23 protein-coding genes and 1 tRNA gene are annotated in these 23,066 nt (G+C 62.3%); 13 read left to right on the forward strand and 11 right to left on the reverse strand.

All coding sequences use genetic code 11. The annotated features are described in order from the left end of the window. Window positions 1-152: 152 nt before the first annotated feature. Window positions 153-752 (forward strand): YdeI family protein, encoded by a 600-nt coding sequence (locus tag QN224_RS12560; protein ID WP_283976951.1) that lies wholly within the window; start codon window positions 153-155, stop codon window positions 750-752. 170 nt (window positions 753-922) lie between these two features. Further along, the gene (locus QN224_RS12565; protein WP_283976952.1) at window positions 923-3,061 is read left to right on the forward strand and encodes an adenylate/guanylate cyclase domain-containing protein; all 2,139 of its coding nucleotides are present in this window, start codon (window positions 923-925) and stop codon (window positions 3,059-3,061) included. A 53-nt stretch (window positions 3,062-3,114) separates the two neighbouring features. On the opposite strand, the gene QN224_RS12570 is transcribed toward QN224_RS12565, so the two are convergent. Further along, window positions 3,115-4,083 carry a FecR domain-containing protein gene (locus QN224_RS12570; protein ID WP_283976953.1) on the reverse strand — a complete coding sequence of 323 codons (969 nt, stop codon included), beginning with the start codon at window positions 4,081-4,083 and terminating at the stop codon, window positions 3,115-3,117. Window positions 4,084-4,576: 493 nt separating this feature from the next. Between QN224_RS12570 and QN224_RS12575 the strand changes: the two genes are divergently transcribed. Then, window positions 4,577-4,840, forward strand: a complete 264-nt coding sequence (locus tag QN224_RS12575; RefSeq protein ID WP_283977472.1) for a hypothetical protein — start codon at window positions 4,577-4,579, stop codon at window positions 4,838-4,840. A gap of 228 nt (window positions 4,841-5,068) precedes the next feature. Here QN224_RS12575 and QN224_RS12580 read toward each other — a convergent pair whose 3' ends face one another. From QN224_RS12580 to QN224_RS12590, 3 genes are all read right to left on the reverse strand, one after another. Further along, window positions 5,069-5,488, reverse strand: coding sequence for a CBS domain-containing protein (locus QN224_RS12580; protein WP_173512895.1), 420 nt, complete (start codon window positions 5,486-5,488; stop codon window positions 5,069-5,071). Between the two features lie 145 nt (window positions 5,489-5,633). After that, window positions 5,634-6,293, reverse strand: coding sequence for a dihydrofolate reductase family protein (locus tag QN224_RS12585; RefSeq protein ID WP_283976954.1), 660 nt, complete (start codon window positions 6,291-6,293; stop codon window positions 5,634-5,636). Between the two features lie 130 nt (window positions 6,294-6,423). After that, entirely contained in the window at window positions 6,424-7,473 is a 1,050-nt protein-coding gene (locus QN224_RS12590) for a GlxA family transcriptional regulator (RefSeq protein ID WP_269283866.1), read from the reverse strand. Between the two features lie 168 nt (window positions 7,474-7,641). Here QN224_RS12590 and QN224_RS12595 point away from each other — a divergent pair, with 168 nt between their 5' ends. The 3 genes from QN224_RS12595 (at window position 7,642) to QN224_RS12605 (ending at window position 10,374) form a co-directional block, all read left to right on the forward strand. Then, a complete protein-coding gene (locus QN224_RS12595; protein WP_283976955.1) occupies window positions 7,642-8,718 on the forward strand; it encodes a class I SAM-dependent methyltransferase in 1,077 nt (358 codons plus the stop codon). A 266-nt stretch (window positions 8,719-8,984) separates the two neighbouring features. Beyond that, window positions 8,985-9,557, forward strand: coding sequence for a DinB family protein (locus tag QN224_RS12600; protein ID WP_283977473.1), 573 nt, complete (start codon window positions 8,985-8,987; stop codon window positions 9,555-9,557). Window positions 9,558-9,702: 145 nt separating this feature from the next. Continuing rightward, complete coding sequence (locus QN224_RS12605; RefSeq protein WP_283976956.1) at window positions 9,703-10,374, forward strand: redoxin domain-containing protein; 672 nt, start codon at window positions 9,703-9,705, stop codon at window positions 10,372-10,374. Between the two features lie 14 nt (window positions 10,375-10,388). On the opposite strand, the gene QN224_RS12610 is transcribed toward QN224_RS12605, so the two are convergent. The 3 genes from QN224_RS12610 to QN224_RS12620 all read right to left on the reverse strand — a co-directional run bounded on the left by QN224_RS12610 (window position 10,389) and on the right by QN224_RS12620 (window position 12,633). Next, window positions 10,389-10,796, reverse strand: a complete 408-nt coding sequence (locus tag QN224_RS12610) for a GFA family protein (RefSeq protein ID WP_283976957.1) — start codon at window positions 10,794-10,796, stop codon at window positions 10,389-10,391. Window positions 10,797-10,862: 66 nt separating this feature from the next. Continuing rightward, window positions 10,863-11,126, reverse strand: coding sequence for a hypothetical protein (locus QN224_RS12615; RefSeq protein ID WP_283976958.1), 264 nt, complete (start codon window positions 11,124-11,126; stop codon window positions 10,863-10,865). Between the two features lie 97 nt (window positions 11,127-11,223). Continuing rightward, entirely contained in the window at window positions 11,224-12,633 is a 1,410-nt protein-coding gene (locus tag QN224_RS12620; protein WP_283976959.1) for an adenylate/guanylate cyclase domain-containing protein, read from the reverse strand. A gap of 169 nt (window positions 12,634-12,802) precedes the next feature. On the opposite strand from QN224_RS12620, the gene QN224_RS12625 reads away from it, so the two are divergent. After that, on the forward strand, window positions 12,803-13,666 hold the full coding sequence (locus QN224_RS12625; RefSeq protein WP_283976960.1) for an alpha/beta hydrolase: 864 nt from the start codon (window positions 12,803-12,805) through the stop codon (window positions 13,664-13,666). Between the two features lie 58 nt (window positions 13,667-13,724). Here the strand turns inward: QN224_RS12625 and QN224_RS12630 are convergent, their stop codons facing one another. After that, the gene (locus QN224_RS12630) at window positions 13,725-14,261 is read right to left on the reverse strand and encodes an AAA family ATPase (protein WP_283977474.1); all 537 of its coding nucleotides are present in this window, start codon (window positions 14,259-14,261) and stop codon (window positions 13,725-13,727) included. Between the two features lie 145 nt (window positions 14,262-14,406). Between QN224_RS12630 and QN224_RS12635 the strand changes: the two genes are divergently transcribed. Both QN224_RS12635 and QN224_RS12640 read left to right on the forward strand, forming a co-directional pair. Continuing rightward, a complete protein-coding gene (locus QN224_RS12635; RefSeq protein ID WP_173512905.1) occupies window positions 14,407-15,240 on the forward strand; it encodes a response regulator in 834 nt (277 codons plus the stop codon). Window positions 15,241-15,640: 400 nt separating this feature from the next. Next, a complete protein-coding gene (locus QN224_RS12640; RefSeq protein ID WP_283976961.1) occupies window positions 15,641-16,933 on the forward strand; it encodes a diguanylate cyclase in 1,293 nt (430 codons plus the stop codon). 123 nt (window positions 16,934-17,056) lie between these two features. On the opposite strand, the gene QN224_RS12645 is transcribed toward QN224_RS12640, so the two are convergent. Both QN224_RS12645 and QN224_RS12650 read right to left on the reverse strand, forming a co-directional pair. After that, complete coding sequence (locus QN224_RS12645) at window positions 17,057-17,323, reverse strand: hypothetical protein (protein WP_283976962.1); 267 nt, start codon at window positions 17,321-17,323, stop codon at window positions 17,057-17,059. A 188-nt stretch (window positions 17,324-17,511) separates the two neighbouring features. Continuing rightward, a tRNA-Lys gene (locus QN224_RS12650) sits at window positions 17,512-17,587 on the reverse strand. Window positions 17,588-17,918: 331 nt separating this feature from the next. Here QN224_RS12650 and QN224_RS12655 point away from each other — a divergent pair. Both QN224_RS12655 and QN224_RS12660 read left to right on the forward strand, forming a co-directional pair. Continuing rightward, window positions 17,919-18,665, forward strand: coding sequence for a cytochrome c biogenesis CcdA family protein (locus tag QN224_RS12655; protein WP_283976963.1), 747 nt, complete (start codon window positions 17,919-17,921; stop codon window positions 18,663-18,665). Window positions 18,666-18,883: 218 nt separating this feature from the next. After that, a complete protein-coding gene (locus QN224_RS12660; RefSeq protein WP_283976964.1) occupies window positions 18,884-19,846 on the forward strand; it encodes an AEC family transporter in 963 nt (320 codons plus the stop codon). Here QN224_RS12660 and QN224_RS12665 read toward each other — a convergent pair. After that, window positions 19,814-21,025, reverse strand: a complete 1,212-nt coding sequence (locus QN224_RS12665) for a UbiH/UbiF family hydroxylase (RefSeq protein ID WP_283976965.1) — start codon at window positions 21,023-21,025, stop codon at window positions 19,814-19,816. The two genes, QN224_RS12660 and QN224_RS12665, sit on opposite strands and share 33 nt — an antisense overlap. A gap of 280 nt (window positions 21,026-21,305) precedes the next feature. On the opposite strand from QN224_RS12665, the gene pcsA reads away from it, so the two are divergent. Further along, window positions 21,306-22,031 carry a phosphatidylcholine synthase gene (pcsA, locus tag QN224_RS12670; RefSeq protein ID WP_173512909.1) on the forward strand — a complete coding sequence of 242 codons (726 nt, stop codon included), beginning with the start codon at window positions 21,306-21,308 and terminating at the stop codon, window positions 22,029-22,031. A 9-nt stretch (window positions 22,032-22,040) separates the two neighbouring features. After that, window positions 22,041-23,018, forward strand: a complete 978-nt coding sequence (locus QN224_RS12675) for a quinone oxidoreductase (protein WP_173512910.1) — start codon at window positions 22,041-22,043, stop codon at window positions 23,016-23,018. Window positions 23,019-23,066 lie beyond the last annotated feature (48 nt).

Raw genomic sequence — 23,066 nt, forward strand, 5'->3', positions numbered from 1 at the left:
GTCTTGCCCATGCCGAGGAGCCCCTGTTCGAGTTCGCCTGATCGGCTTCCATGCGTTGCACTCGATCGCCTGCTGCGTGAAGATGGCGGCCGAGTGAATCGTCGCGGGAGATTGGTGCTAAACATGGCGGCAACAGAAGGGTGGGTCTGCCGATGGCCCCGGTAACGGTCGATCCGGAGAAGGTCCGCGAGTTCGAGGATGCCGAGAGCTTCTATCGCTGGCTCGGCGCGCACTACGACACGGCGGACGAGGTGTGGATCAAGATCCACAAGGTGAGTTCGGGGCTCAAGTCGATCACACCCAAGGAAGCGATCGACGTCGTGCTGTGCTGGGGCTGGATCGACGGCTTGCGCAAGGGGCTCGACAACAAGAGCTTTTTGCAGCGCTATACGCCGCGCGGCAGGAAAAGCACCTGGAGCCAGATCAATGTCGACAATGTCGCCCGGCTGATCGGGGAGGGGCGGATGACCGAGCACGGGCTGAAGCAGGTCGAACTGGCGAAGGCGGACGGGCGTTGGGAGCGCGCCTATGCAAGTGGCAAAGACATGAAGATCCCGGACGATCTGCAAGCCGCCATCGACGCCGAACCCCGGGCCAGGGAGATGCTGGTGAAGCTCAGCGAGCAGAACCGTTTCGCGCTGGCCTTCCGCACCCACAACATGAAGACCGAGGCCGGGCGCAAGAGGAAGATCGAGACCTTTGTCGAAATGCTGAAGCGCGGCGAGACGATATACCCGCAAGGGAGAAAATGATTTTCCGATAGGGGCCACGGTTCTGCCGCGCGGGACGCGGCCGTAACGCCTTGAATCGGCGATGATCTATCCGATTCCGCTTTGACGGTTTATGCAGTAAGCTTGCCCGCGCTACTGCGTTCCTTGCGCGTCTGATAAGACGCGCGGCGCTGTAGGGGGGCAGATGCTGCATGACACGCGCGCAGCAGGTGGGCGTCATTATCGGTTTGGCGATTGTAGCGGCGCTGACAATGCTGCGGGCAAGCGATCCGCCGTTGCTGCGGCTCGCGCGCAATCTGACGTTCGACGAGTATCAGCGCATTGCGCCGCGCGCCTTCGAGAACATGCCGGTCCGGATCGTCGATATAGACGAGGCGTCGCTTCGGGAGCTCGGCCAGTGGCCGTGGCCGAGAGATCGCATCGCCGCGCTGGTGAACAGGCTGACCGAGATGGGAGTCTCGGCAATCGCCTTCGACATTCTGTTTGCCGAGCCCGATCGCCTTTCGCCGCGCAATATCGTTCGTGAGATTGACGGCGTCGACCCGTCATTGCTTGGCCGACTGCCCGACAATGACGAGATCTTCGCGCAATCGATCGTGGGACGGCCCGTCGTTCTGGGCTTCGGCCTCTCGAACGAGGGAAGCTATCGCCCGCCCGTCAAGGCGGGCTTTGCGTTTACGGGCGAAAGCCTTTTCGCCGCGCCGCCGCATATAGAGGCGGCGACGCCGCTCCGGCCGCAGCTTGAGGAAAATGCCGCCGGTCTCGGGCATATCAGTCTCAATCCCGGTGCTCCGTCGCCGGTTGTGCGGGCGGTGCCTCTTTTCCTGAGCGACGGCGAGCAGCTTTATCCGAACCTTGCGCTCGAAGCGCTGCGCGTCGCGCAGGGGGCCACGACCTACGTGCTGGCCGGCGCCCCGGACGTGCAGGATACGATGACGCATGCGAAGATCGGGGATTTCGTGGTTCCGGTGACGGCGGCGGGCGAACTCTGGCTCTATGTCAGCCCCGACCGGGCCGAACGATATGTCTCCGCCAGGCATGTGCTCGCGCCCGGCGATCCAAGTCCCGCGACCAAGGCCGCGATCGAGGGCAGCATCGTGTTCGTCGGGACGTCGGCCGCGGGCCTGCAGGACATCCGCACGACCGCCCTCGGGCAGAACGTGCCCGGCGTCTCGCTGCACGCGCAAACCGTGGAGCAGATCTTGTCCGGCCGCTTTCTCTCGCGCCCGGACTGGGCCGACGGGCTCGAGATCCTGTGCATCGCCGCGGCGGGTTGCCTGCTGGTGATGCTGACGACCTTTGTCAGCCCCGCGGTCGCGCTCGCCTGCGGCCTGTTCATCACCGCGATGGGTCTTGTCGCGTCCTGGCTCGCCTTTCTCTATGGCGGGCTGCTCTTCGATCCTCTAGCCCCGATCGTCAGCGGATCGATCACGCATTTCGCCGCAACGGCATTCCGGTTCCTGGTGACCGACCGGGAACGCCGAGCGGTCCGGCGTGCCTTCGGCCATTATCTTTCGCCGTCGCTGCTCTACCGCATCGAGCATAACCCGGATGCGCTGCGCCTCGGCGGCGACGACCGCGAACTGACGGTGATGTTCGTCGACGTCAGGAACTTCACCGAAATCAGCGAGCGGCTTGCGCCGACCGCCGTCGTCGGTTTCCTGAACACGCTTCTCGATGCGCTGAGCCGCCACGTCATTGCCAACGAGGGCACGCTCGACAAGTTCATCGGGGATTCGATCATGGCCTTCTGGAACGCCCCGGTCGATGTCGCCGACCACCCGGCCAAAGCCGTCCGCGCCGCGCTCGCCATGCGCGAGACGCTTACGCGCCTCAATGCCGACGACGCGTTCGGCTTCGGAGGCGAGCAGAGCGTCTCGATCGGGGTCGGCATTCACACCGGCATCGCCTGCGTCGGCAACATGGGCGCCGAGGCGCATTTCAACTATTCGGCCGTTGGCGACACGGTCAACGTCGCGGCGCGGATCGAAGCCTCGTGCAAGGACGTCCTCTTCGACATTCTGGTGTCCGAGGAGACCGCAAAGGCGCTGCCGGGCCATGCCTTGCTTGAGGCGGGGGCGCTGGCGCTCAAGGGGAAAAGCACGCGGAGCAGGCTCTTCGCGGTCGTCGGCGACGAAAAAGTCGGCGCTTCGGCCGAATTCGCCGAACTGCGGTGCCTCCACTTGAAGCTCGTCGACGCGCTGCGTTCCCGCGCGCCGAACCGCAAGATCCTGAACGCGGCGAAGCTCAAGGCGGCGAAACTCGACGGATTGGCGGACTTCTACCGCCGGATCTCTCGCCGGGCTGACCACTTCGCCGATCATGCCTGATGAGGATGAGGCGGAACAGCCGTTGCCCATCCCGAATTCAATAAGTCTTGCGCCTAGCCCTCGCGTACCGGATCCGGGCGGGGGTCGCCGGGATCGCGCGCGGGCTCGCCATGGTCGGGACGAGACTCGCCGCGGTCGGGACGTGGATCGTCATGCTCGTGACTGGGCCTGCCCGGATCGCGGCGGGGCTCGTCATGGTCGGGACGCTTGTCATCGTCGCGACGTGGCCTGCCAGGATCGCGAGGATCCTTGTCGTGGTCGACGCGGGGTTTTTCGCGTGGCGGAGGCTTTGGTGCCTCAGGCTTGGGGGCGCGTCGCGGAGTGACTTGCGTTGGCGGAATCGGAAGCGCCGCTCGAATGCTGCAACCGCCGCCGACCCAGCCTAGCCCTCCGGCGAGCTGCTGATTGCCGGAGAGGAACGGCAATGCTGCCTCGTCGCCGAGCGTCTCCAGGATGCGGCGGTCGACGCGGCGGGCATCCGAGAGTTTGCCGTTGCGGTTGGCGACGATGCAGTCGCACCGCCGCGTCAGTTGCTTGCAGCCGCCGGGACCGCAGAAGCTGGCCGCGCCGTTCAACAGGACAACGGCGGTCGTCCCGTCGCCACGCACATAGAAGTCGAAGGCGGTGCCGCGAACGCCGATCGTTCCGGCGGGCGTCAGGATCTCGTAGGCAGTGCTTTTCGATTTTCCACTGATCCAGCGGAACGTGCCTTTCGTCGCCCTTAGGCTGAGCTTCTGCAGGGAGTTGGAGTCGTCGAAGACGAACTTGTCGATCACCACTGACGAGCCCCAGCCTATGGCCAGCTTGGTGCCGTCGCGGAACACAAATTGTCCCAGTCCGGATTTTGAGGTCAGAATCCGTTCGTCCCGGTGGACCGGGTCTTTGACCGCCAGCGGACCGCCCGCACCCCTGACTTCAGTCCTGATCCGCGTTGCCTCGCCGATTACCTCGGCGGCCAACGATACCGGACCGTAAAACATGACACCGAGTGCGACGATTGCAGCGCCACGCAAATAAGACATGGCACCCCTCCTGGATCACGGCGACTCTGGATTGTAACAACCTGAAGTCTTTCTGCGTGATCACTAGTTTCAAAGAGTTAGATCGATTTCACTGTTTCCACGGACAATGAAACGATCCAGCTGGAGCGGGGATTGGCTGAAATATTTGCAGCACTTGTTCTTCGCCCCACTCGAAGTTGTTTGACTATTTACCATGTGACGGGGTGGCGTGTCTCTAATCCGTTCGGGCTAACGGATCGCCTCGAGCTGCTGCGACTTCAAGAAAACACGAGTAAAAGCAACGTTTTATGGTCTTGAGATTCACGTCGGACACAAGACTCCGTAGGGGCGGAGCACCGTTCAGCACGCATTCAGCCGTCCAGCGATAAAACGCATGCAATTCGTCCCGCCGCGGTTTAGGCTGGCGCGGGCTGAAGAGGGGGCCGGAGCTTACGTCAAGGACGTAGGGCGCGACCGGCGACAAGGGGCGGCGCTTGATGAGCGTCGGTGGGCGATGAAGACAATCCTGATTGCTTTGCTTTCCGGCATTCTTGTGACGGGAGCCGCTTCCGCTGCGACCGTGACGAACAAGGACGGCGAGACCGCCGTACTGGTCGTCGTCGAGGGCGAGAGCCGGATGGAAGTCGCGGTGGGTTCAGGCGCAACGGAAATGATCTGCCCGAGCGGCTGCTTCGTGACAGCGCCGAGCGGCGACCGCATTGGCCTTCAGGGCGACGAAACGATCGAGATCGTCAACGGCTCCGTCGTCGTCAAATAGGCGTGGGCGCCACGCCGCGGACGAGTGGCTTGGTCGCGACGCAGACTGCCGCGCTTGCCGCGAGGTGAAGGCGTATCGATCTGACCTCGCGGATGCAGGTCGTTCACGGCGCGGACGCACCGTGATTGACTCCTTGCCGAAAGTGACGCCGGCAAGCGCCTCCGCGGCAACGGCATGGATCGTCACCTCAGCGATCCGAAGCGGCGACCATGCTATCGGCACTCTCTATCAGGCGTGATGGTCGCTGACGGCCTTGAGCAGTTCGCCCGTCATTTCCCGGCTGCTGCAGTGGGAAATATCACCGAGCGACAGCATGCCGACCATCCGCTTGTCCTCATTGATCACCGGCAACCGCCGAATTTTCTTCTCTTCCATCAGGTGGATGGCGTCCTCGATGGATTCGCTGGTACGGCAGAAGACGATCTCATTGGTCATGACGTCTCGCACCGTGAGCGAAGAGACATCGTGGCCGTTGGCGAAGGCCCGCAGGGCCATGTCGCGATCCGTGACCATCCCGACCAGGCGATCGTTTTCGCCGACGGGCAGGGCGCCGATATCGTCATCCTTCATGATGCGTGCCGCCGTGCGCAGGTCCGTGTCCGGCGAGATCCAACGTACTCCGGAGTGCATGGCTTCCGAGATTCTCATCGTAACCTCCATGTTCGGCAAACATGAAGTATAGGCGGAAATCATGGCTAATCATTGATATCCGGCGGGATTACGCAAGGGAAGGACCGCTCGCGCCGTCGGCGGAGCGGCCCTCGACACCGGTCGATCCGGTAATTCGTCCCCCTCAGGTCAGGTTCTTTCGCCGCTCCAGTTCCGCTTCGGTCGGCTGCTCGAATTCGAACGAGCCGGTGACGACCTCGCCCGCGCGGGCGTACTTGTTGACGGTCACACCGGAGCCGGAGACCTTCGAATTGACCAGCTTCAGCGCCATCGGCGAGGCGCCGTCGCCGAACAGTTTCTTGCCCTTTCCGAGCACGACCGGAAAGATCGACACATACATCTCGTCGACCAGATCATTCCGGAAAAGCGTCTGCAGCAAGTCGGTGGAGCCCTGCGTCAGGAGGTCCGGCCCGTCCTCGCTCTTCAGCTTCCGGAGCGTGGCAACGACGTCGCTTCCAAGGCTCTGGCTGTTCTGCCAGCCGAGCTTGAAATCCGGATTGCGCGTCGCGACGAATTTGGTGATGCGGTCGAACAACGTGCCGATCGGATCATCGGCGCCGGCATAGGGCCAGTGCGCCGCGAAAATGTCGTAGGTCTTCCGGCCAAGCAGAAGATCGAACGGCTTGGCAAACATCTCGTCGACCGCTGCGCCCATGGTCTCGTCGAAATAGGGCGCGACCCATCCACCGTATTTGAAACCGCCGGTCGGATCCTCGTCTGGTCCGCCCGGCGCCTGCATGATTCCATCGAGACTTACAAATGCACCAACGACGATCTTCCTCATTATGGTTCTCCTTCGCGGGTTTGTTTCTGGCGTAGCTTTGTTTCTGGATCTAGGACGCGCGACAGCGGGCGAGACCGACAGCGGTTCAACAATAATCTCCGCTTGGGACGTTCGGACGGTGAAGTCTCCGCTATTTCCTCCGCTGCGGCCGGGCGTAGTCGGGAATCCTGAAACGTCGGCGGTAGCTTCCCGGCGTCAACGCCGTAACGCGCTTGAAGAGGCGGCGGAAGAAGGCGGGGTCCTCGTAGCCGACCTGCCAGCTGATCTCATCGACGGGGGCTTCCGTTCGTTCGAGCCGGCGCTTGGCGTCCTCGATTCTCAGCCGCTGGACGTAGGCGATCGGGCTCAGGCCGGTTGCTCCGGTGAACCGGCGCTTGAACGTGCGTTCGGTGAGTCCGGCGCGGCGGACCATCTCCTCCAGCGGGTTGGCGACAGAGAAATGCGTCGCGATCCATTCCTGCGCCGCCCGGATCGCAACGTCTCCGTGGTCGTTGCGCCCCTCGAAGACGATGTAGGGCGCGAGCCCGTCCTGATGCCATTGCAGCGCGAAGTAGCGCGCGATGGCCTGTGCCGCCGTTGCTCCGGCGTGGCGGGCGATCAGATAGAGTGCCAGATCATGCCAGGTCATCGAGGCGCCCGACGTGATCAGTTCCTCGCGCTCCCCGGAGACGACCAGAACGCGTTCAGGGTGGATCGTCACCTTCGGGAAGGTGCTCTGAAAAGCCTGGGCGTAACCGAAATGCACCGTCGTATCGACGCCGTCGAAAAGTCCGGTCTCTGCGAGCAGGAACAGGCCCGAGCAGGCCGAGCACAGAAGCGCGCCGCGCCGATGCATGGCGCCGAGCCAGTCGACCAGATCCGGATGTCGACCCTTCTGCCACCCCTTTGGTCCGAGCAGGATAGAGGGGACGATCACGATGTCGGTCGTCTCGATCGCGGCGATGCCGCGCTGCACGATCACCGGCACGCGACTGGCGAGTTCCAGCGGTCCGGGCTGCAGTCCCACGATCTCGACCCGAAACGGCGGCGCACCGGATGGGGCGTCGCCGGGTGGAGGTAGCACGGCAAAGGCGTTCATCACGTCGAAAATGCCGCTCAGCGTCGACACGACCGCCTCGGGTATGGCGACGAGGCTCACATGAAGCGGGTGTGATCCGGTCTCGGCGGTGTTGCGCGGCATCTCGAATCCATGAAAGGCGGGCGGCGCCACGTCGGTGAATAAGTTCTACCGCGAGACGGCGCATGGCGCAAACGGCCCGATTCCGGACAATCCCGCTCTGCCGCCCGGTCACCGCAGATGCGATCCTTCAAATCCTTGGACCTTCGAATGGATGACAGGAGCACGGACATGGAAAAGCTGGACAACAACAGGATCGATCAGGCGAAGCTCGATGCGCTCGTCTCGCGGGCGATCGGCGATCTCTCGGCGGGTTACGGCGGCGTGATGGTAAGCCTCGGCAATCGCCTCGGCCTCTACAAGGCGATGGCCGGAGCCGGCCCGCTCACTTCGAACGAACTGGCGAGCCGCGCGGGCTGCGCGGAACGTTACGTTCGCGAATGGCTGGGCTCCCAGGTGGCGGGCGGCTATGTGACCTATCATGCGGTGAGCGGCACCTACGAGCTGTCGCCGGAACAGGCGCTTGTGCTCGCGGAGGAGGACAGCCCTGTCTTCATCCCCAACGCCTGGTCGGTCCCTGCCTCCATGTGGTCGGATGAGCAGAAGGCGGTGGAGGCTTTCCGCAGCGGCACGGGCATTCCCTGGGGCGACCATGATGGCCGGCTTTATTGCGGCGTCGCCGCCTTCTACAGGAACGCCTACAAGGCAAGCCTGGTCGCCGAATGGCTGCCGGCTCTCGACGGCGTCGTGGAGAAGCTCCAGGCCGGCGCCCGCGTGGCCGATGTCGGCTGCGGGCATGGGCATTCGACGGTGCTTATGGCGAAGGCCTTTCCGGCCTCGCGCTTCCATGGCTTCGATACGCACCCGGAATCGGTCATCGAGGCGCGCAAGGTTGCGGCGGAGGCGGGCGTCTCGGACCGGGTCACCTTTGCGGCCGCGCGGGCGGACAGCTACCCGGGGGCGAATTACGACCTGATCTGCTTCTTCGACTGCCTGCATGACATGGGCGACCCGGTCGCCGCGGCGGCGCATACGGCAAAGGCGGTGGCAGGCGAGGGGACGGTGATGCTGGTGGAGCCCTTCGCCAACGATCGGGTCGAGGATAATATCTCGCCGGTCGCGAGAATCTATTATGCCGCCTCGACGACGATCTGCTGCGCCCATGCGATTTCCGATGGCGGTCACCTCGTGCTCGGCGCCCAGGCCGGCGAAGCACGGCTCGCGGATGTCTTCCGCAAGGCCGGCTTCAATCGCTTCCGCCGGGCGATGGAGACGCCGTTCAACCTGATCCTCGAGGCGCGGCGCTAAGCAATTCCAGGAAAAGTGTGCAGCGGTTTTCCGTCGGGAATTGCGTTGTTTTAAAGAGCAATTCCAGGAAAAGTGTGCAGCGGTTTTCCGTCGGGAATTGCGTTGTTTTAAAGAGCAATCCCGGGAACGTGTGCAACAGTCCGGAATCGCGTCGTGACAAAGGATTGAAGCGTTTCACCGTTCGACAAGACGGCGAAACGCTCCAGTCGTTCCAAGGGGGCGTAACGACAATTGCCGGCTGGACGCGCCGTCGCAATCGTCCCACTATGCGTGGCATGACCCTGCCGCAGGATTTGATATGCCGGCCCTACCGCCAGCTTGCACGCAACGCCCGCCTTGCCAATGCGCGGTTGGATCGCGCCTGCATGGCGCTAAGCCCCGGTGAATGGGAGGCGCCGCGCACTTCTTTTTTCCCGTCGCTCAAGGAGACGATGGTTCATCTCCTGAATGCCGACCGGTATTATATCGACACACTGCGCGGCGAACGGCTCGGCCTGCCGGGATCGCCGGGAAGCCGCGCGACGGCGGCCGAATTCGCGATCGAACGGGCGGAGGTCGACGAATGGCTGCTCGGCTTCAGCGAAAGCCTGACGATAGAGGAGCTTGCGCGCAAGATCAGCATTCCCTGGCCGGAGAGGACACTTAGCGAAACCGTCGCCGATACGCTGCTTCACGTTTTCCTGCATGGCCAGCACCACCGCGGTCAGATCCATTCGATGCTTTCGGGGACGAGCGTCCCGCCGCCGCAGATCGACGAATTCATTCTCGCCGACAATGGCGAGGCGCGCGTCGAGGACCTCAAGGCATTGGGCTGGACCGAGGCCCGGCTGACGCGATAGGGGCGTGCCGAGATCAGCGGCCCCCAACGGCGCGGCGCGACACGCAACGTCAGATGGATAAGGGATTCGGCGCTGCGCATTCCCGCGGCACGTGCTACGGTCATTGGCCGTCTTCATCTGAACGACACCACAGGGGAACGATCCGATGGGAGAGCCGATACGTCCGCTGCAGCCGGGAGAAGCCGCGCCTGCCTTCGCGCTCCCCGCGGCCAACGCCGAGGGCACCGTCTCCCTCGACAGCCTGCGTGGCCGCCCGTTCCTGATAGGCTTCTTTCGCGGGCTGCATTGCCCGTTCTGCCGGCGCCAGGTGAAGCAGCTTGCCCGCGTGCAGCCTGTCCTGCACGCGGCCGGGGTGGAGACGCTCGCCGTGATCAACACGCCGGTGGAGCGCGCGCGCCTCCATTTCCGCTATCAGCCGACGCCGGTAACCCTTCTTTGCGACCCGGACTGCCGCGCGCACCGGGCGTTCGGCGTGCCGCACATCGAATTCCTGCCCGAGGGCAGCGAAGAGCCCGAGTGGCCTTCTCGCGCGAAGGTCGAGCAGTTCGAAGGGGCGCGCATCAACCCGACCGGCGAGCTGCCGCAACCGTTGCAGCCGATGGCCGCCAACGTGGTGCTCAACGCCAAGGACGGGTTCGAGCCGGACGAAACCGACAACGCGATCTTTGCGAACCACGGCACGCAGCTCGTCGGGCACTTCCTCGTCGATGCGGCCGGCATCGTCCGCTGGGCGCAGCTCGAAGCGCGCGACGGGCCGGACAGCCTCTGCACCTTCCCGACCGCGGCCGAGATCATCGCCGCAGCCGACAACCTTTGACGCTGAGCCTTGCCTCAGGTCGGATCCTTGTCGTAGGTCCTTATTCCCGGCGGCAGCTGTACCCAGGAGTGCCTGCGGCAATCGTAGACCGAGTCTTCGGGCGGCGGAAAGCTGGGGTCGGCGAAGGCCCCGACGGCAACCGCGACAGACGATCCCTCGTAGCCTTCCTCTGTGTGGAAGAGGTTCGTCCCGCAGACGGGGCAGAAGCGGAACTTGAATCGCGCCCCCTGATCGCCGACGCGCACATATTCGGTTGCGGTGCCGGAAACCTCGTAGGGGGCGGCGAAGGCTGCCAGCGCCGCAAAGACGCTGCCCGTGCGCCGTTGGCAGGCGAGGCAGTGACAAACGCCGACGCCGAGCGGTTCGCCCTGGACGTCGATCCGCAACTGGCCGCAGGAGCAGGAGGCTGTTCGGGACACCATGGTGCACCTCGTGGGACATGTCGGCGGCGGCCGAAACTAGCGGATGACGGTGATTAGGCCATGACCTCAATCATCGTCGTCATAGTAGCGTTCGCGATAGCGTCGGCCGCCGTCGTGGCCATGGTCGCGATATACCCGCCGCAGAACGTAGCGTTCGCAATAGCCGTCTTCGCAATAGGTTTCGACGATCCGCTCGCGGACGACGCCATTGTTGGACGAGCTGTTCGAGCTCGAATTCGACGACTGGCTCCCGGCATCCGCGGTGCCGGTCGTCATCGCCACGGCAGCAAACGGGGCCACGGCAGCAAACAGGGCAAGCTGGATGCGCATGTCTTGCTCCTTGCGTTGCCATGATACTCGGCCATCGAGCCTGAATTGGCAATGAACGACGGAGCATGCCTTTTGCCAAAGTTGCCCAGCCCGGCGTTCACGGGATCGCAAAAATGCTGATCTCGTTGGTGATGCCGCGAAGCGTAACGTTGTGCGACATGGGATTGAGCCCGCGGTCGCTGAGGAGGCTCAACGCGCGTGGGTCCTCGATAACAGAACCGGTGGCGAAGATCTCGCGCGAGGTGGCGAGGTGCTGGACGCGCGAGGCGATGTTGACGGTCTGGCCGAAATAGTCCTGGCGTTCGTTGAGGCTGACGGCGATGCACGGTCCCTCGTGGATGCCGATCTTCAGGAGCAGGTCCTCGCTGCCGCGCTCCTCGTTGAGTTCGCGCATCGCATCGCGCATCCGCATCGCCGCGGCGACGGCCCGGTCCGGTGTCGGGAAGGTCGCCATCACCGCGTCGCCGATGGTCTTGACGACAGCACCGGCCTCGGCCGCGACGATCTCGTTCAGGACGCTGAAATGGGTCTTCACCAGATCGAAGGCCGCGAGATCGCCGACGCGTTCGTAAAGTTCGGTCGAGCCGCGCAGGTCGGTAAAGAGGAAGGTGAGGCTGGTGATCTTCAGCCGCTGGTCGACGTCGATCGTGTCGGTGCGATAAAGGTCGCGGAACGTCTGGTTGGAAAGCAGGCGCTTGGCCGTCAGGAATGGTCGCCGGCGGCCGAGCATGTCGTGGAGCACGTCGTTTGCGATGCACACCGTAGGCAGCGTGCGGACTTCGGCGTGGTTCTCCACCTGGATTCTCAGCGGCCCGGGCTGGAGGCGCAAGGTCTCGTTGTGGCGGTGGCCGCGGTCGAAGACGAGGGCAAGGTTCCTTCGCTCCTTGGTCGGCTCGCCCGTCACCTCCAGGAATTGCGCCGCATGCGTCACCGGCTCGAAGATGATGACGAACTGCGCCGGAAGCTGCAGCGCGATGACGGCCTTCTCGCCGGGCGGCAATTCGAGCGCCTCGATCATGAACTCGTCGATCTTCGCTTCAAATCCCTCTTCCGGCAGGTCGACGCCAGAGCCCCAGTAGACCTGGCGGAAATATTCGGCGGGCGGGAGCTTGTGCGGACTGTGCCCCTCGATGTGGCGCACCCGCGGGTTCACCGTGAAGGTCACCTCGACCATTTCGTCGAGCGTCGGCTCGTAGCCGGCGGCGCAGAGGGCGCAGGTATATTCCGCCCGCTGCACGGATTTGAGCGACGTATTGGCGTCGAGCACGCCGCCGCAGCCCGGGCAGAGCACGTTCCAGGACAATTCGAAGATGCCGTGATGGGAGGCATGCAGGAAGGCCGCGATCGTCAGCTCCTCGTCGAGCCCTTCGGCCGCCGCGAAGGCAAGCGCGTTGATGCGGCAGAGCTTGCGGTCCGGCGCATCCCGAACGAGCCGCTCGAAGGCATCGACGATCTCCGGCTTGACCGATTGGCGCAGTGCATCGAACAAAGTCTGAGCTTCACCCATGCGCGCATTCTATACGGAAATCGCGGCACGGACAGCGGATTTGTCATTATCCCGCTGACGGGAAGTATCGCCCGACATAAAAGCCGGAGCGCCATGTCGGAGTGCGCAAAGGCCGTTCGTCTTATTGTCGACGCCGGCACAGGCCGCGCACGAACGAGGAGGGATATCGATGTACCGTACCGCTCTGATTGCCGGGGCCCTGTTTGTCGCAGGCCCCGTGCTCGCTCAATCCGAACCCGTGGGAGATCGGCTCAAGGTCAACGGCATGGAGATGTATTACGAGGTCTCGGGCGAGGGCGATCCGCTGATCGTGCTCCACGGCGCCTACATGAATATCCCGTCGATGGGAGAGATCATCCCCAAGCTTGCCGAGACCCATAAGGTCTACGCACTCGAGCTGCAAGGCCACGGCCGCACCACCGACATCGACAGGCCGATCACCTATCCCAACCTGGCGGACGACGTCGCGGCGTTCATGGATGCCGCCGGCATCGAGAAGGCCGATGTCTTCGGCTATTCCATGGGTTCGGCCGCCGGGCTGCAGCTTGCTATCCGCCACCCGGAGAAGGTCAACAAGCTCGTCGCCGCTTCCGTCGCCTACGATGCCGAGGGCTGGCAGCCGGCCTTCAAGGAATTCATCCCGCAGATGACGGTCGAGATGTTCCTGGCGATGCCGTTTGCGGAAGAGTTTCGCAAGCTCGCGGCCAACCCGGACGGGTTTCCTGACCTGGTCAAGAAGTTGATCCAGCTCGAAAAGGAGCCGATGGCATGGGAGGCGGACGTGAAGGCGCTGAAGACTCCCGTGCTGATCGTGACCGGGGACGCCGATGTCGCGACCCTCGAACATTCGGTTGCGCTGTTCCGGCTGCTCGGCGGCGGCGTCATGGGCGACATGGGCAAGCCGTTGCCGGCGTCGCGCCTCGCCGTCCTGCCGGCGACGTCGCACACCGCCGTCATCAAACAGCCGCAGCTGCTGCATGCCTTCATCGAACCGTTTCTGAAGGGCGAGACGCCGAAAGGCATGTTCGAATAGGAAGATCGCCAGCCGAAGGCAGAGCTGAAACGATCTGCCTGCCGTTTCGCCTGTACCGTCACGGCTGCAGGCGAAACGCCCCGCTTTCCACGGCCGCAATCACCTTTCGCAGCATCTGCTCGCGGCTCCAGTCCTCCGTCCGCAATGCATGCCGTTCAAGCTCTCCGAGCGTCGAGAGTTGCCTGTGAAGCTCCGTAATCGGGCCGGGATCGGTCAGCGTGTCGCCGCCGCGTTCGCGGCAACGCCTGATGGCGAGGTCTAGCGGCGGGCGAAGGACGATGTAAGGCAGCGGTACAGTCAGGGCCGTGAATGCCGGCAGGAACCAGGGTCCGACGATGCCGTCCACAACGACGAAATAGCCGCCGCTCGCATATCCCTCCGCAGCCCTTGCCAGAACATCGATGACGATCCTGTTCTGCCCGGCGGATTCGGGCAGATAGGGCGCAATCGCGCCGTGCTTGATGAAATGCCAGAAATCATCGGCGTGAAGATGCACCTTCGGCGACCCTGGCTCCCTTGCGAGGGCCTTCGCTGTCGTCGTTTTTCCGGATCCTGGCGTGCCCGTCAGGATGAGAATCTGGCCTGCAAGATCGATCATGGGGCTCGTTCTATGGGAATGCGTTCAAGACTTCCATATCATCGCGGCGAAACAGCAATCCGAGTGTCGGGTAGCATTAACCCCCAATAAAAGCTTTTGCCCCTAGCATGCTTCCCGGGACACTCTTTCTCATAGGCGATCAATGTCATTCTTCGGCGTTTCCGGAATGTACTATTCCGGCGAATCCCTTGGCGAGCACCGCATCGTGCTTGCCGAGGACTCAAACCTCTTTGCCTCGATGGTCTCGAAGCGGCTGAAGGAGCTGTTCGACATCGACGTGATCGTCTGCCGCGACTACGAGGATTTGCAGTTCGCCGTCGAGAACGCCTCTTTTCCGGCCTCGCTCGCGATCTCCAACATCAATCTCCCGGGTGCGGAAAACGGCGAGGCGCTGAACTACCTGATCGAGATGAGCGTACCCACGATCGTCTTCACCGGCTCTTTCCAGGAGAAGACGCGCGAGGCGATCCTGGCCAAGGACATCGTCGACTATGTGATCAAGGACAGCGTCTTCGCCGTCGACATGCTGGCGGAGTCGGTCTGCCGCTTTCTGACCAACCAGAAGCATCACGTGCTGATCGTCGACGACAGCCCGACGGCGCGCGCGCTTCTGACAACGCAGCTGAAACGCTATAACTTCCGCACGAGCTCGGCCGAGAGCGGTGCCGCCGCGCTCGAAATCCTCAAGAACAATCCCGATATCGCTCTTGTCATCACCGACTACAACATGCCGGATATCGACGGCTTCGAGCTGACGCGCCGCATCCGCGCGGCATACGGCCCGCATCAGCTGCGCGTCATTGGTGTCTCGTCCTCGACGAACCGGTTGCTTTCCGCCCGGTTCCTCAAGGCCGGCGGCAACGATTTCGTCGTGCGCCCCTTCGTCAACGAGGAATTCTACTGCCGGGTCAACCAGAACCTCGACACACTGACGAAGATCCGGACGCTGAGCGGCAAGATGAAAATCCCGGCCTGATCCGGCTTCCCTTCCGATGCCTCGCGTGTAAGCCGCGTATCCTATTTCGCACTGCCGGTTGCTGCGTTAACGAAATCGCAACCGGCAGGCCTTTCAATCCGTTTAAAACAAGAAATGGGGAAACCCGGTGACGGACCCTGCCGAATGGCAACTCGGCAGATGAGGGTCGGTACCGGCGCAATCGTTTAGGGCAAGCGTCATCCTAGGGAAACGCGTGCGGCCAATGCATGAACCCGCTGCATGAAACCCTGGATCGGAGCCGATGCAGGGAACCATGCAACATCGTGCATGAATTAAGTTGGTTGCAGTTAGCTGGCAGCTCTGGCGGGCCGCCGGTGCTGCAGGGATGGGGGCTGCTGGAATTTTGAGACTGCGTCGCACGTCCGGGCAGGCGAACTGCGTGCAGAAGCATCGCGACAAGCGGTTGCTGCTCGTCGAGGATTCGCGGATGTTCGCGACGGCGTTGAAATACGGACTCGAAACCAGGCTCGGTGCGCGGGTGACGCATTGCGGAACGTTCCAAGCAGTGAAGACCGAGCTTGCCGCCGGACCTGACGAATTCTCGCTCGCGGTGCTCGACCTCAACCTGCCTGATGCGCCGAACTGTGAGGCGCTTGACTTCGTTCTCGCCAGTCGTTTGCCGGTGATCGTCTTCACCGCTGCCTTCAACGACGGCACGCGCGAGAAGATCCTCGGCAAGGACGTGCTGGACTGCATCGTGAAGAACGAACCGGAGTCGATCCAGCGGCTGATCTCGGCGGTCGATCGGGCCCTGACAGAGGGCCGGACGACAGTGCTGGTCGTCAATCCCAACAGGGCCTCGCGCTACGATCTCGCCGGCCTTTTGCGCCGGCAGCGCTATTCGATCGTCGAGGCGAGCACGGCCGGAGAGGCCTTGCAATTTCTCGATGCCGGCGAGGCTGCCGATCTCATCGTCACCGAGACGGAGCTCGACGACATGACTGGCGCGGTCCTGGTCGCCGAAATTCGCAACCGCCAGGGCGAGGATGCCGCGCCGATCATCGGCCTCTCCGATGACGGCGATGCCCGGCTGGCAGCGCGGTTTCTCGAGGCCGGCGGCGTGGACTTCATCCGAAAGCCTTTCCTCGAAGCGGAATTCAACGCGCGGGTAGCGCAGGCTATCGCCATGCACAAGCGCCTGCAGGCGCTTCGCCGGATGGCGGCGAGCGACTATCTGACGAACATTTATAACCGCCGCCATTTCTTCCTCACGGGGCCACGCCTCGTCGAGCAATGCCTGAGGCGCGGCGCAGGCGCCTCGATCGCCGTCATCGACATCGACCATTTCAAGCGCCTGAACGACACCTATGGCCACGAGATCGGCGACATCGTGCTGAAGCACGTGGCGCGGCGGCTGAAGTCGCTGGTGGGCGAGGAGCACCTGCTCGCGCGCCTCGGCGGCGAGGAATTCGGCATTCTCTTCAATGCGCTCGATGTCCGGCGCGCCTATGATTTCTGCGAGCGGCTGCGGCTCGAAATGGAACGCTCGAAGATCGTCGCCGACGACGAGGAACTGACGATCACGATCTCGATCGGCCTTGCGACCATCGAGGCACAGGAAGCCTTCGACAATTATCTCCACGCCGCCGACCAATTCCTCTACATGGCGAAGCATGCCGGGCGGAACCGGGTGGTGTCGGAACTGACGCTACTGGAAGCGCTGGCGTCGTAAGGTTAGCTGACAGGGCTGCAAAATTCGGCGCTGTATTTTCCCAGGCGTAAGTGTTGAGCCGTCCAGGACGTTGTATGCCGGATAGCAGCGGATAATTTTTAGCTGACTGGCCAGTGCAGGCGGTCATTGGCGCTGCGCTGGCTGAGGCATGGCCTTGCGAGCAGAGCCCTGACTAGCTTTGGCAGCCCGCGTAGCTATCCCTCCATGCACACTCGCGGCTCGTCGCATTGTGTAGAACTCGTTCAGAAAGTCGACCAGAACGTCAGCCTGCTCGATCTCAAGACCGACCTGCTCAACATCGTTCACGCGTGCCGGCATACCCATGAAGATGTCAAATATCGTCCACGCGCCGTCGGTTTCTTTGCGACGGTCATAGCGATTCTCGCACATGGAATACCTTGGCTCAGCGAGCGAGAGCTTAGCATGGAAGACGCTTCTGGTAAGCCGATTCCGTTGCTGCCCTGTGCCGTGCGCTCATCATGTGCCGCAAGCCGGAAAAGTGCGGTAAATATCTAAACGCAGCATGCATCGTAACGTTAGAAAATGCATGCAACCCGTTTATTTCATTGGCAATTGGGTGGTGAGCGCGCAGGGATTCGAACCCTGGACCTACTGATTAAAAGTCAGTTGCTCTACCGACTGAGCTACGCGCTCCCGCGCCGCGGCCGTGAAGCCCGGTGGAAGTGGGCGGACATATGCACGCGAGCTTCGTCGTGGTCAACCCAAAAATTGCGTTGCATGGCGCTTATGCATTCGGATCGAAGCGATCTGAAATCGAGAATGCCGCCGATTTGCATAAGTGCCGTGTCAGCGCCAATGCGGAACCTGGTGTCTTCACTCTGGTTCCACGGCCGAGGGCGGCGATGCGTGCGGCAAAATGATCGCCAAAAGGTGATTGGTTTCACTGTATACGTATACGTATTTGGTTTCACTGTATACGTATACGTATAGAGAGGCGATATGCCGAGTGCCGGAGTTGTAGCCGTTGTCGATTGCCGATATTTCCATCTGGACCGCCATCCTCGCAGGCGCTCTGTCCTTTCTTTCGCCCTGCGTCCTGCCGCTGGTCCCGCCATACCTCTGCTATATGGCCGGCGTCTCGGTTGACCAGTTTCGCGGTGGCGATACCGTCGCGGTCGCCAGCACCCGGCGTGCCGTGCTGCCGGCGGCTTTGTTCTTCACGCTCGGCTTTGCGACCGTCTTCGTCGCGCTTGGGGCTGGGGCATCGTCGATCGGTCTCCTGTTGCGGCAATACATGGATCTGCTGTCGCGCATCGGCGGCATCATAATCATCGTGATGGGGCTGCATTTCCTTGGCGTTTTCCGGATCGGGCTGCTCGCACGCGAGGCGCGCTTTCAGGGTGGCGGCAAGCCGGCTACGCTGTCGGGTGCCTATATTATGGGCCTTGCCTTCGCGTTCGGATGGACACCCTGCATCGGCCCTGTGCTCGGCACCATTCTCGGGGTCGCTGCCGCGCGCGACACGGTAACCGACGGCGCGCTGCTTTTGGCGATCTATTCGCTCGGCCTTGCCGTTCCGTTCTGGATCGCAGCAGGGTTTTCCGGTGCTTTCATGCAGTTTCTCTCGCGCTTCAGGCGTCATCTCGGCCTCGTCGAGAAGCTGATGGGCGCACTGCTCGTCCTGGCGGGCCTCGCCTTCCTCTTCGGCTTCGTCAGTTCGGTCGCGATCTGGTTTCAGCAGACCTTTCCCATCCTGATGCAAATCGGCTAGAGCGTTTTGCCGTTCATTTGAAACGGTGAAACGGTCCAACTCTTTGAAACGACGCAATTCCGGACGGAAACCGTTACATGCTTTCCCTGGAATCGGGCTACTGCACGACTCCTTAAATCGGAATCGATTCATGCAGAAACTCAAAGCTTTACAGCGGCCTTGCGCGTCTGATTGGACGCGCGGCACTGTAAGCACGGTGGCGAGCGAGGGAAGGGGACATGGCGGAAATTGCAGGCTTGGTGCTGCCCTTCTTCGGGCTGATCTTTCTCGGTTATGTCGCTGCTCGCTTCGTCGATCATCCCGGCGAAGCGATGGGTTGGCTGAACACGTTCATCATTTATCTCGCCTTGCCCGCCCTTTTCTTCAAGCTGGTCTCACGCACACCGGTCGAGCAGCTGACGCGCGCTGACTTTATTCTGACCAGTGTCGGGACGACCTATGTCGTCTTTGCACTGATCTTCGCGGCCGGAGTGTTTCTGCGCCGGAGCACCATCCCCGAGGCGACGATCCAGGGATTTGCCGCCGCCTATGGCAACATCGGTTACATGGGGCCGGGACTGGCGTTGCTTGCGCTGGGTGAGGCGGCGGCCGTTCCCGTTGCGCTGATCTTCTGCTTCGAGAACGCGGCGCATTTCACGGTTGCGCCCGCAATGATGGCCGCTGCGGGCGGTCGGAAGGAGCCGCCTGCCGTGCTCGCGCTCGGCATTGCGCGCAGGATTGCGCTGCATCCCTTCATTCTGTCGACATTGGCCGGTGTCGCCGCGGCGTTTCTTGCTGTGCAGCCACCGGTGCCACTGCAAAGGCTGATCGACTATCTGGCGCAGGCGGCTGCTCCTTGCGCGCTCTTTGCCATGGGCGTTACGCTGGCACTGAGGCCGATCAAACGGATTCCCGTCGAAATCGGTTACATCGTTCCGGTGAAGCTGATCCTTCACCCGCTGCTGATGTATGCCGCGCTCAGCCTCGGCGGTGGCTATGATCCTGTCTGGGTGCAGACGGCGGTGCTGCTCGCCTCGTTGCCAACGGCGACGAATGTCTTCGTGATCGCCCATCAGTATCACGTCTGGCAGGAGCGCGCCTCGGCGACGATCCTGATCACGACGCTGCTGTCGGTCGCAACCGTAACGGGCCTGCTATATCTGATCCGCTCAGGCGCTCTTCCGGCTGACCTTTTCCCGTAAGCTTTCCTTGAGCGCGGTAATGGTGCTGCCGGGATGAATGCCTTCGCGCATCAGCAGGCCGCGAAGCGGACCTGCGGAGGAGAGCAGATGCAAGCCGACGGCGCGCAGCGCCTGAACCGGAAGGAAGCCGGAGAGCAGGGAGCGGTTGAGAAGATCCACGCTCGCGGTTCTGCTGACGATATCGATCCGCCTGCGGCTGTCGAACCGGTCACCGGTGCCGGCCGGCAGTTTGCTGCCGGTCGCCCGTCCCACGAGTTCGACGAGCGTCATGACATCGCGGAGGCTGAGATTGAGACCCTGGGCGCCGATCGGCGGAAATGCATGAGCAGCTTCGCCGACGAGCATGATGCGCCCCTTGCCGAAGCGGCGGGCAGTCATGCCGGAGAGCGGGAAGGACTGCGGAATGCCCTCTGCTTTAACCTTGCCGAGAATGGATTGCAGCCGATCCTCGATGACGCGCGAAAGCATATCCGGCGCGAGCTTCAGCGTCTCTTCCGCATCGCGCGGCTTCTGAACCCATACGAGGCTTGAGCGGTTGCCGGGGAGCGGAACCTGGGTGAGCGGTCCGGCTTCGGTATGGAACTCGGTCGACACGTCCTGATGCGGAAGCTCGTGGCCGAAATTCAGCACGACAGCCGTTTGCGGATAGGACCACGTATGCACGAAGATGCCTGAGGCCTCACGCACGACAGAGCGCCGCCCGTCGGCGCCGATTATCAGGTCGGCGGTGACCGTTCGGCCGTCGTCGAGCCCGATCCTCATTTCCTCTTCTGCGAGGTCGAAGGTCGTTGCCGCCGCGGTCAGCCGATCGAGCGTCGGCAACCCGGCTTCATGCTTCTCTAGGATTTCGAGGAAAGGTGCATTCGGAATGTTGTAGCCGAAGGCCTCCAATCCTACTTCCGACGCCCTGAAATTGACCGGCGGCGCACGCAACAGCCGCTTTGTTGCGTCGATGATATGAATGGCGACGAGCGGCGCCGTCAGCGGCACGATCTCGTCCCAGAGATCGAGTTTCTTGAGGTATTCGATCGACTGGTCCATGAGCGCGGTGGTGCGTCCATCGGCGATTGCGGGCTTTGGCCCGATCAATGCGACCCGGTGGTCGTTTCGCGCCAGCGCGATCGCAGCGAGTGATCCTGCAAGGCCCGCTCCGATAATGACGATGTCGTAGTGATCCATAGCCGACAGGGACCTCTTCCCGCGCGCATCCTCGCGCATTTCTCAATACCTCGGCGACTGTTCTACTCGCATAGCCCATTGAAATAAATGGGCTGAATCAGCGCGGCGGCAATCGCCGCATGTCCACAGGACAATTCCCTTACGATGCTTTTGCACTTGAATTTTGCTGGCGATGCATCGCAAACGGTGCATATTACGGCCAAAGTGCCGCCGATGCGGTCGAGGCGTGACCTATTGGTCGCGAAAAAAGACGGGATGTAGGGGATAGGCGGCGTCGCCCATGAAGTTCTTTAATTACCGAAGAGTTCCTTACGCCGAGATAAGGGCCTTCTCCGTACACATCCTGACGGCTTCCGGTTCGTTCCTCGCCTTTCTCGGAGTCGTGGCGGCGGCCGAGCATCGTTTCGTCGACATGTTCTGGTGGCTCGGGCTGGCGCTGCTCGTCGACGGCATCGACGGGCCGATCGCACGCAAGGTGCGGGTCAAGGAAGTGCTGCCCAACTGGTCGGGAGATACGCTCGACAACGTCATCGATTACGTGACCTACGTCTTGCTGCCCGCATTCGCGCTTTATCAAAGCGGCATGATCGGTGAGCCCTGGTCCTTCGTGGCCGCCGGCGCGATCGTCGTATCGAGCGCAATCTATTATGCGGACATGGGAATGAAGACGGACGAGTATTTCTTTTCCGGTTTTCCGGTCGTCTGGAACATGGTCGTCTTCACGCTCTTCGTGATCCAGGCAAGCGAACTGACGGCATCTATCGTCGTTTTCCTTTCCGTCGTGCTGACGTTCCTGCCGATCAATTTCCTGCATCCCGTGCGCGTCGAAAGGCTGAGGCCGCTCAATCTCGGCGTCTTCCTGCTATGGTCCGCGCTCGGCATCTATGCTCTGCTTCTGCATTTCGAGACGCCCGCCTGGGTAGCTATTGGCGTCGTGGTAACCGGGGTCTATCTCTACGTCATCGGTTTTGTTCTGCAGATATTCCCCAATCTCGGCCGCATGTAGGAGTTGACCATGGCACAGGCGATCGTTGTTCGCGAACTCGGTGGACCCGAAGTCCTGAAAATGGAAGGGGTCACGCTGTCGGCCCCTGGCCCGGGTGAGGTCCAGATCCGGCAAGTGGCGGTCGGTCTCAACTTTATCGACGTCTATTTCCGGACGGGCCTCTACAAATCGGCGACCGGCTTGCCGTTCATTCCGGGCAAGGAGGGGGCCGGCATCGTCACCGCCGTAGGCGATGGCGTGAACCTGTTTTCGGTCGGCGACCGCGTTGCCTACGCTTCCGCCGATGGTGCCTATGCGAGCGAACGCAATGTCGAGGCATCGCAACTGCTGAAGGTCCCCGACGGCATCAGCCTGGAGACGGCGGCTGCAATGATGCTGAAGGGCATGACCGCCCAATACCTCCTCAACCAGACTTTCAAGGTCGGTCCGGAGACGACATTGCTCTTTCATGCGGCCGCCGGCGGCGTTGGCCTGATCGCCGGGCAGTGGGCCAAGGCGCTGGGCGCGACCGTGATCGGCACGGCGGGATCCCAGGAGAAGATCGATCTCGCTCTCGCCCATGGCTACGACCATGTCATCAATTATGGGACGGAGAATTTCGTCACGCGGGTGAAGGAGTTGACGGGCGGGCGAGGTGTCGACGTCGTTTACGACTCGGTTGGCCGTGATACCTTTCCAGCCTCGCTGGATTGCCTGAAACCGCGCGGCTTGTGGGTCAGTTTCGGCAATTCTTCCGGCCCGGTGGAGGCGTTCAACGTCGGCATGCTGGCGCAGAAAGGCGCGCTCTTTGCAACCCGCCCGACGCTTTTCACCTATGTCGCAACGCGGCCGGCGCTGGAGGCGTGTGCAAATTCCCTGTTTGATGTTGTGCAAAGCAACAAAGTGCGTATCAATATCAATCAGACTTATCCGCTCGCCGAGGCTGGCCGGGCGCATACGGATCTGGAAACAAGAAAAACGAGTGGAACGACATTGTTGATTCCGTGACCGAAACCTGAAGGTGGGCGGGGATCAAAAGAGGGGAAAAGAGGGCAG

Source organism: Sinorhizobium sp. 7-81 (assembly GCF_030124405.1).
Lineage (GTDB): Bacteria > Pseudomonadota > Alphaproteobacteria > Rhizobiales > Rhizobiaceae > Sinorhizobium > Sinorhizobium psoraleae.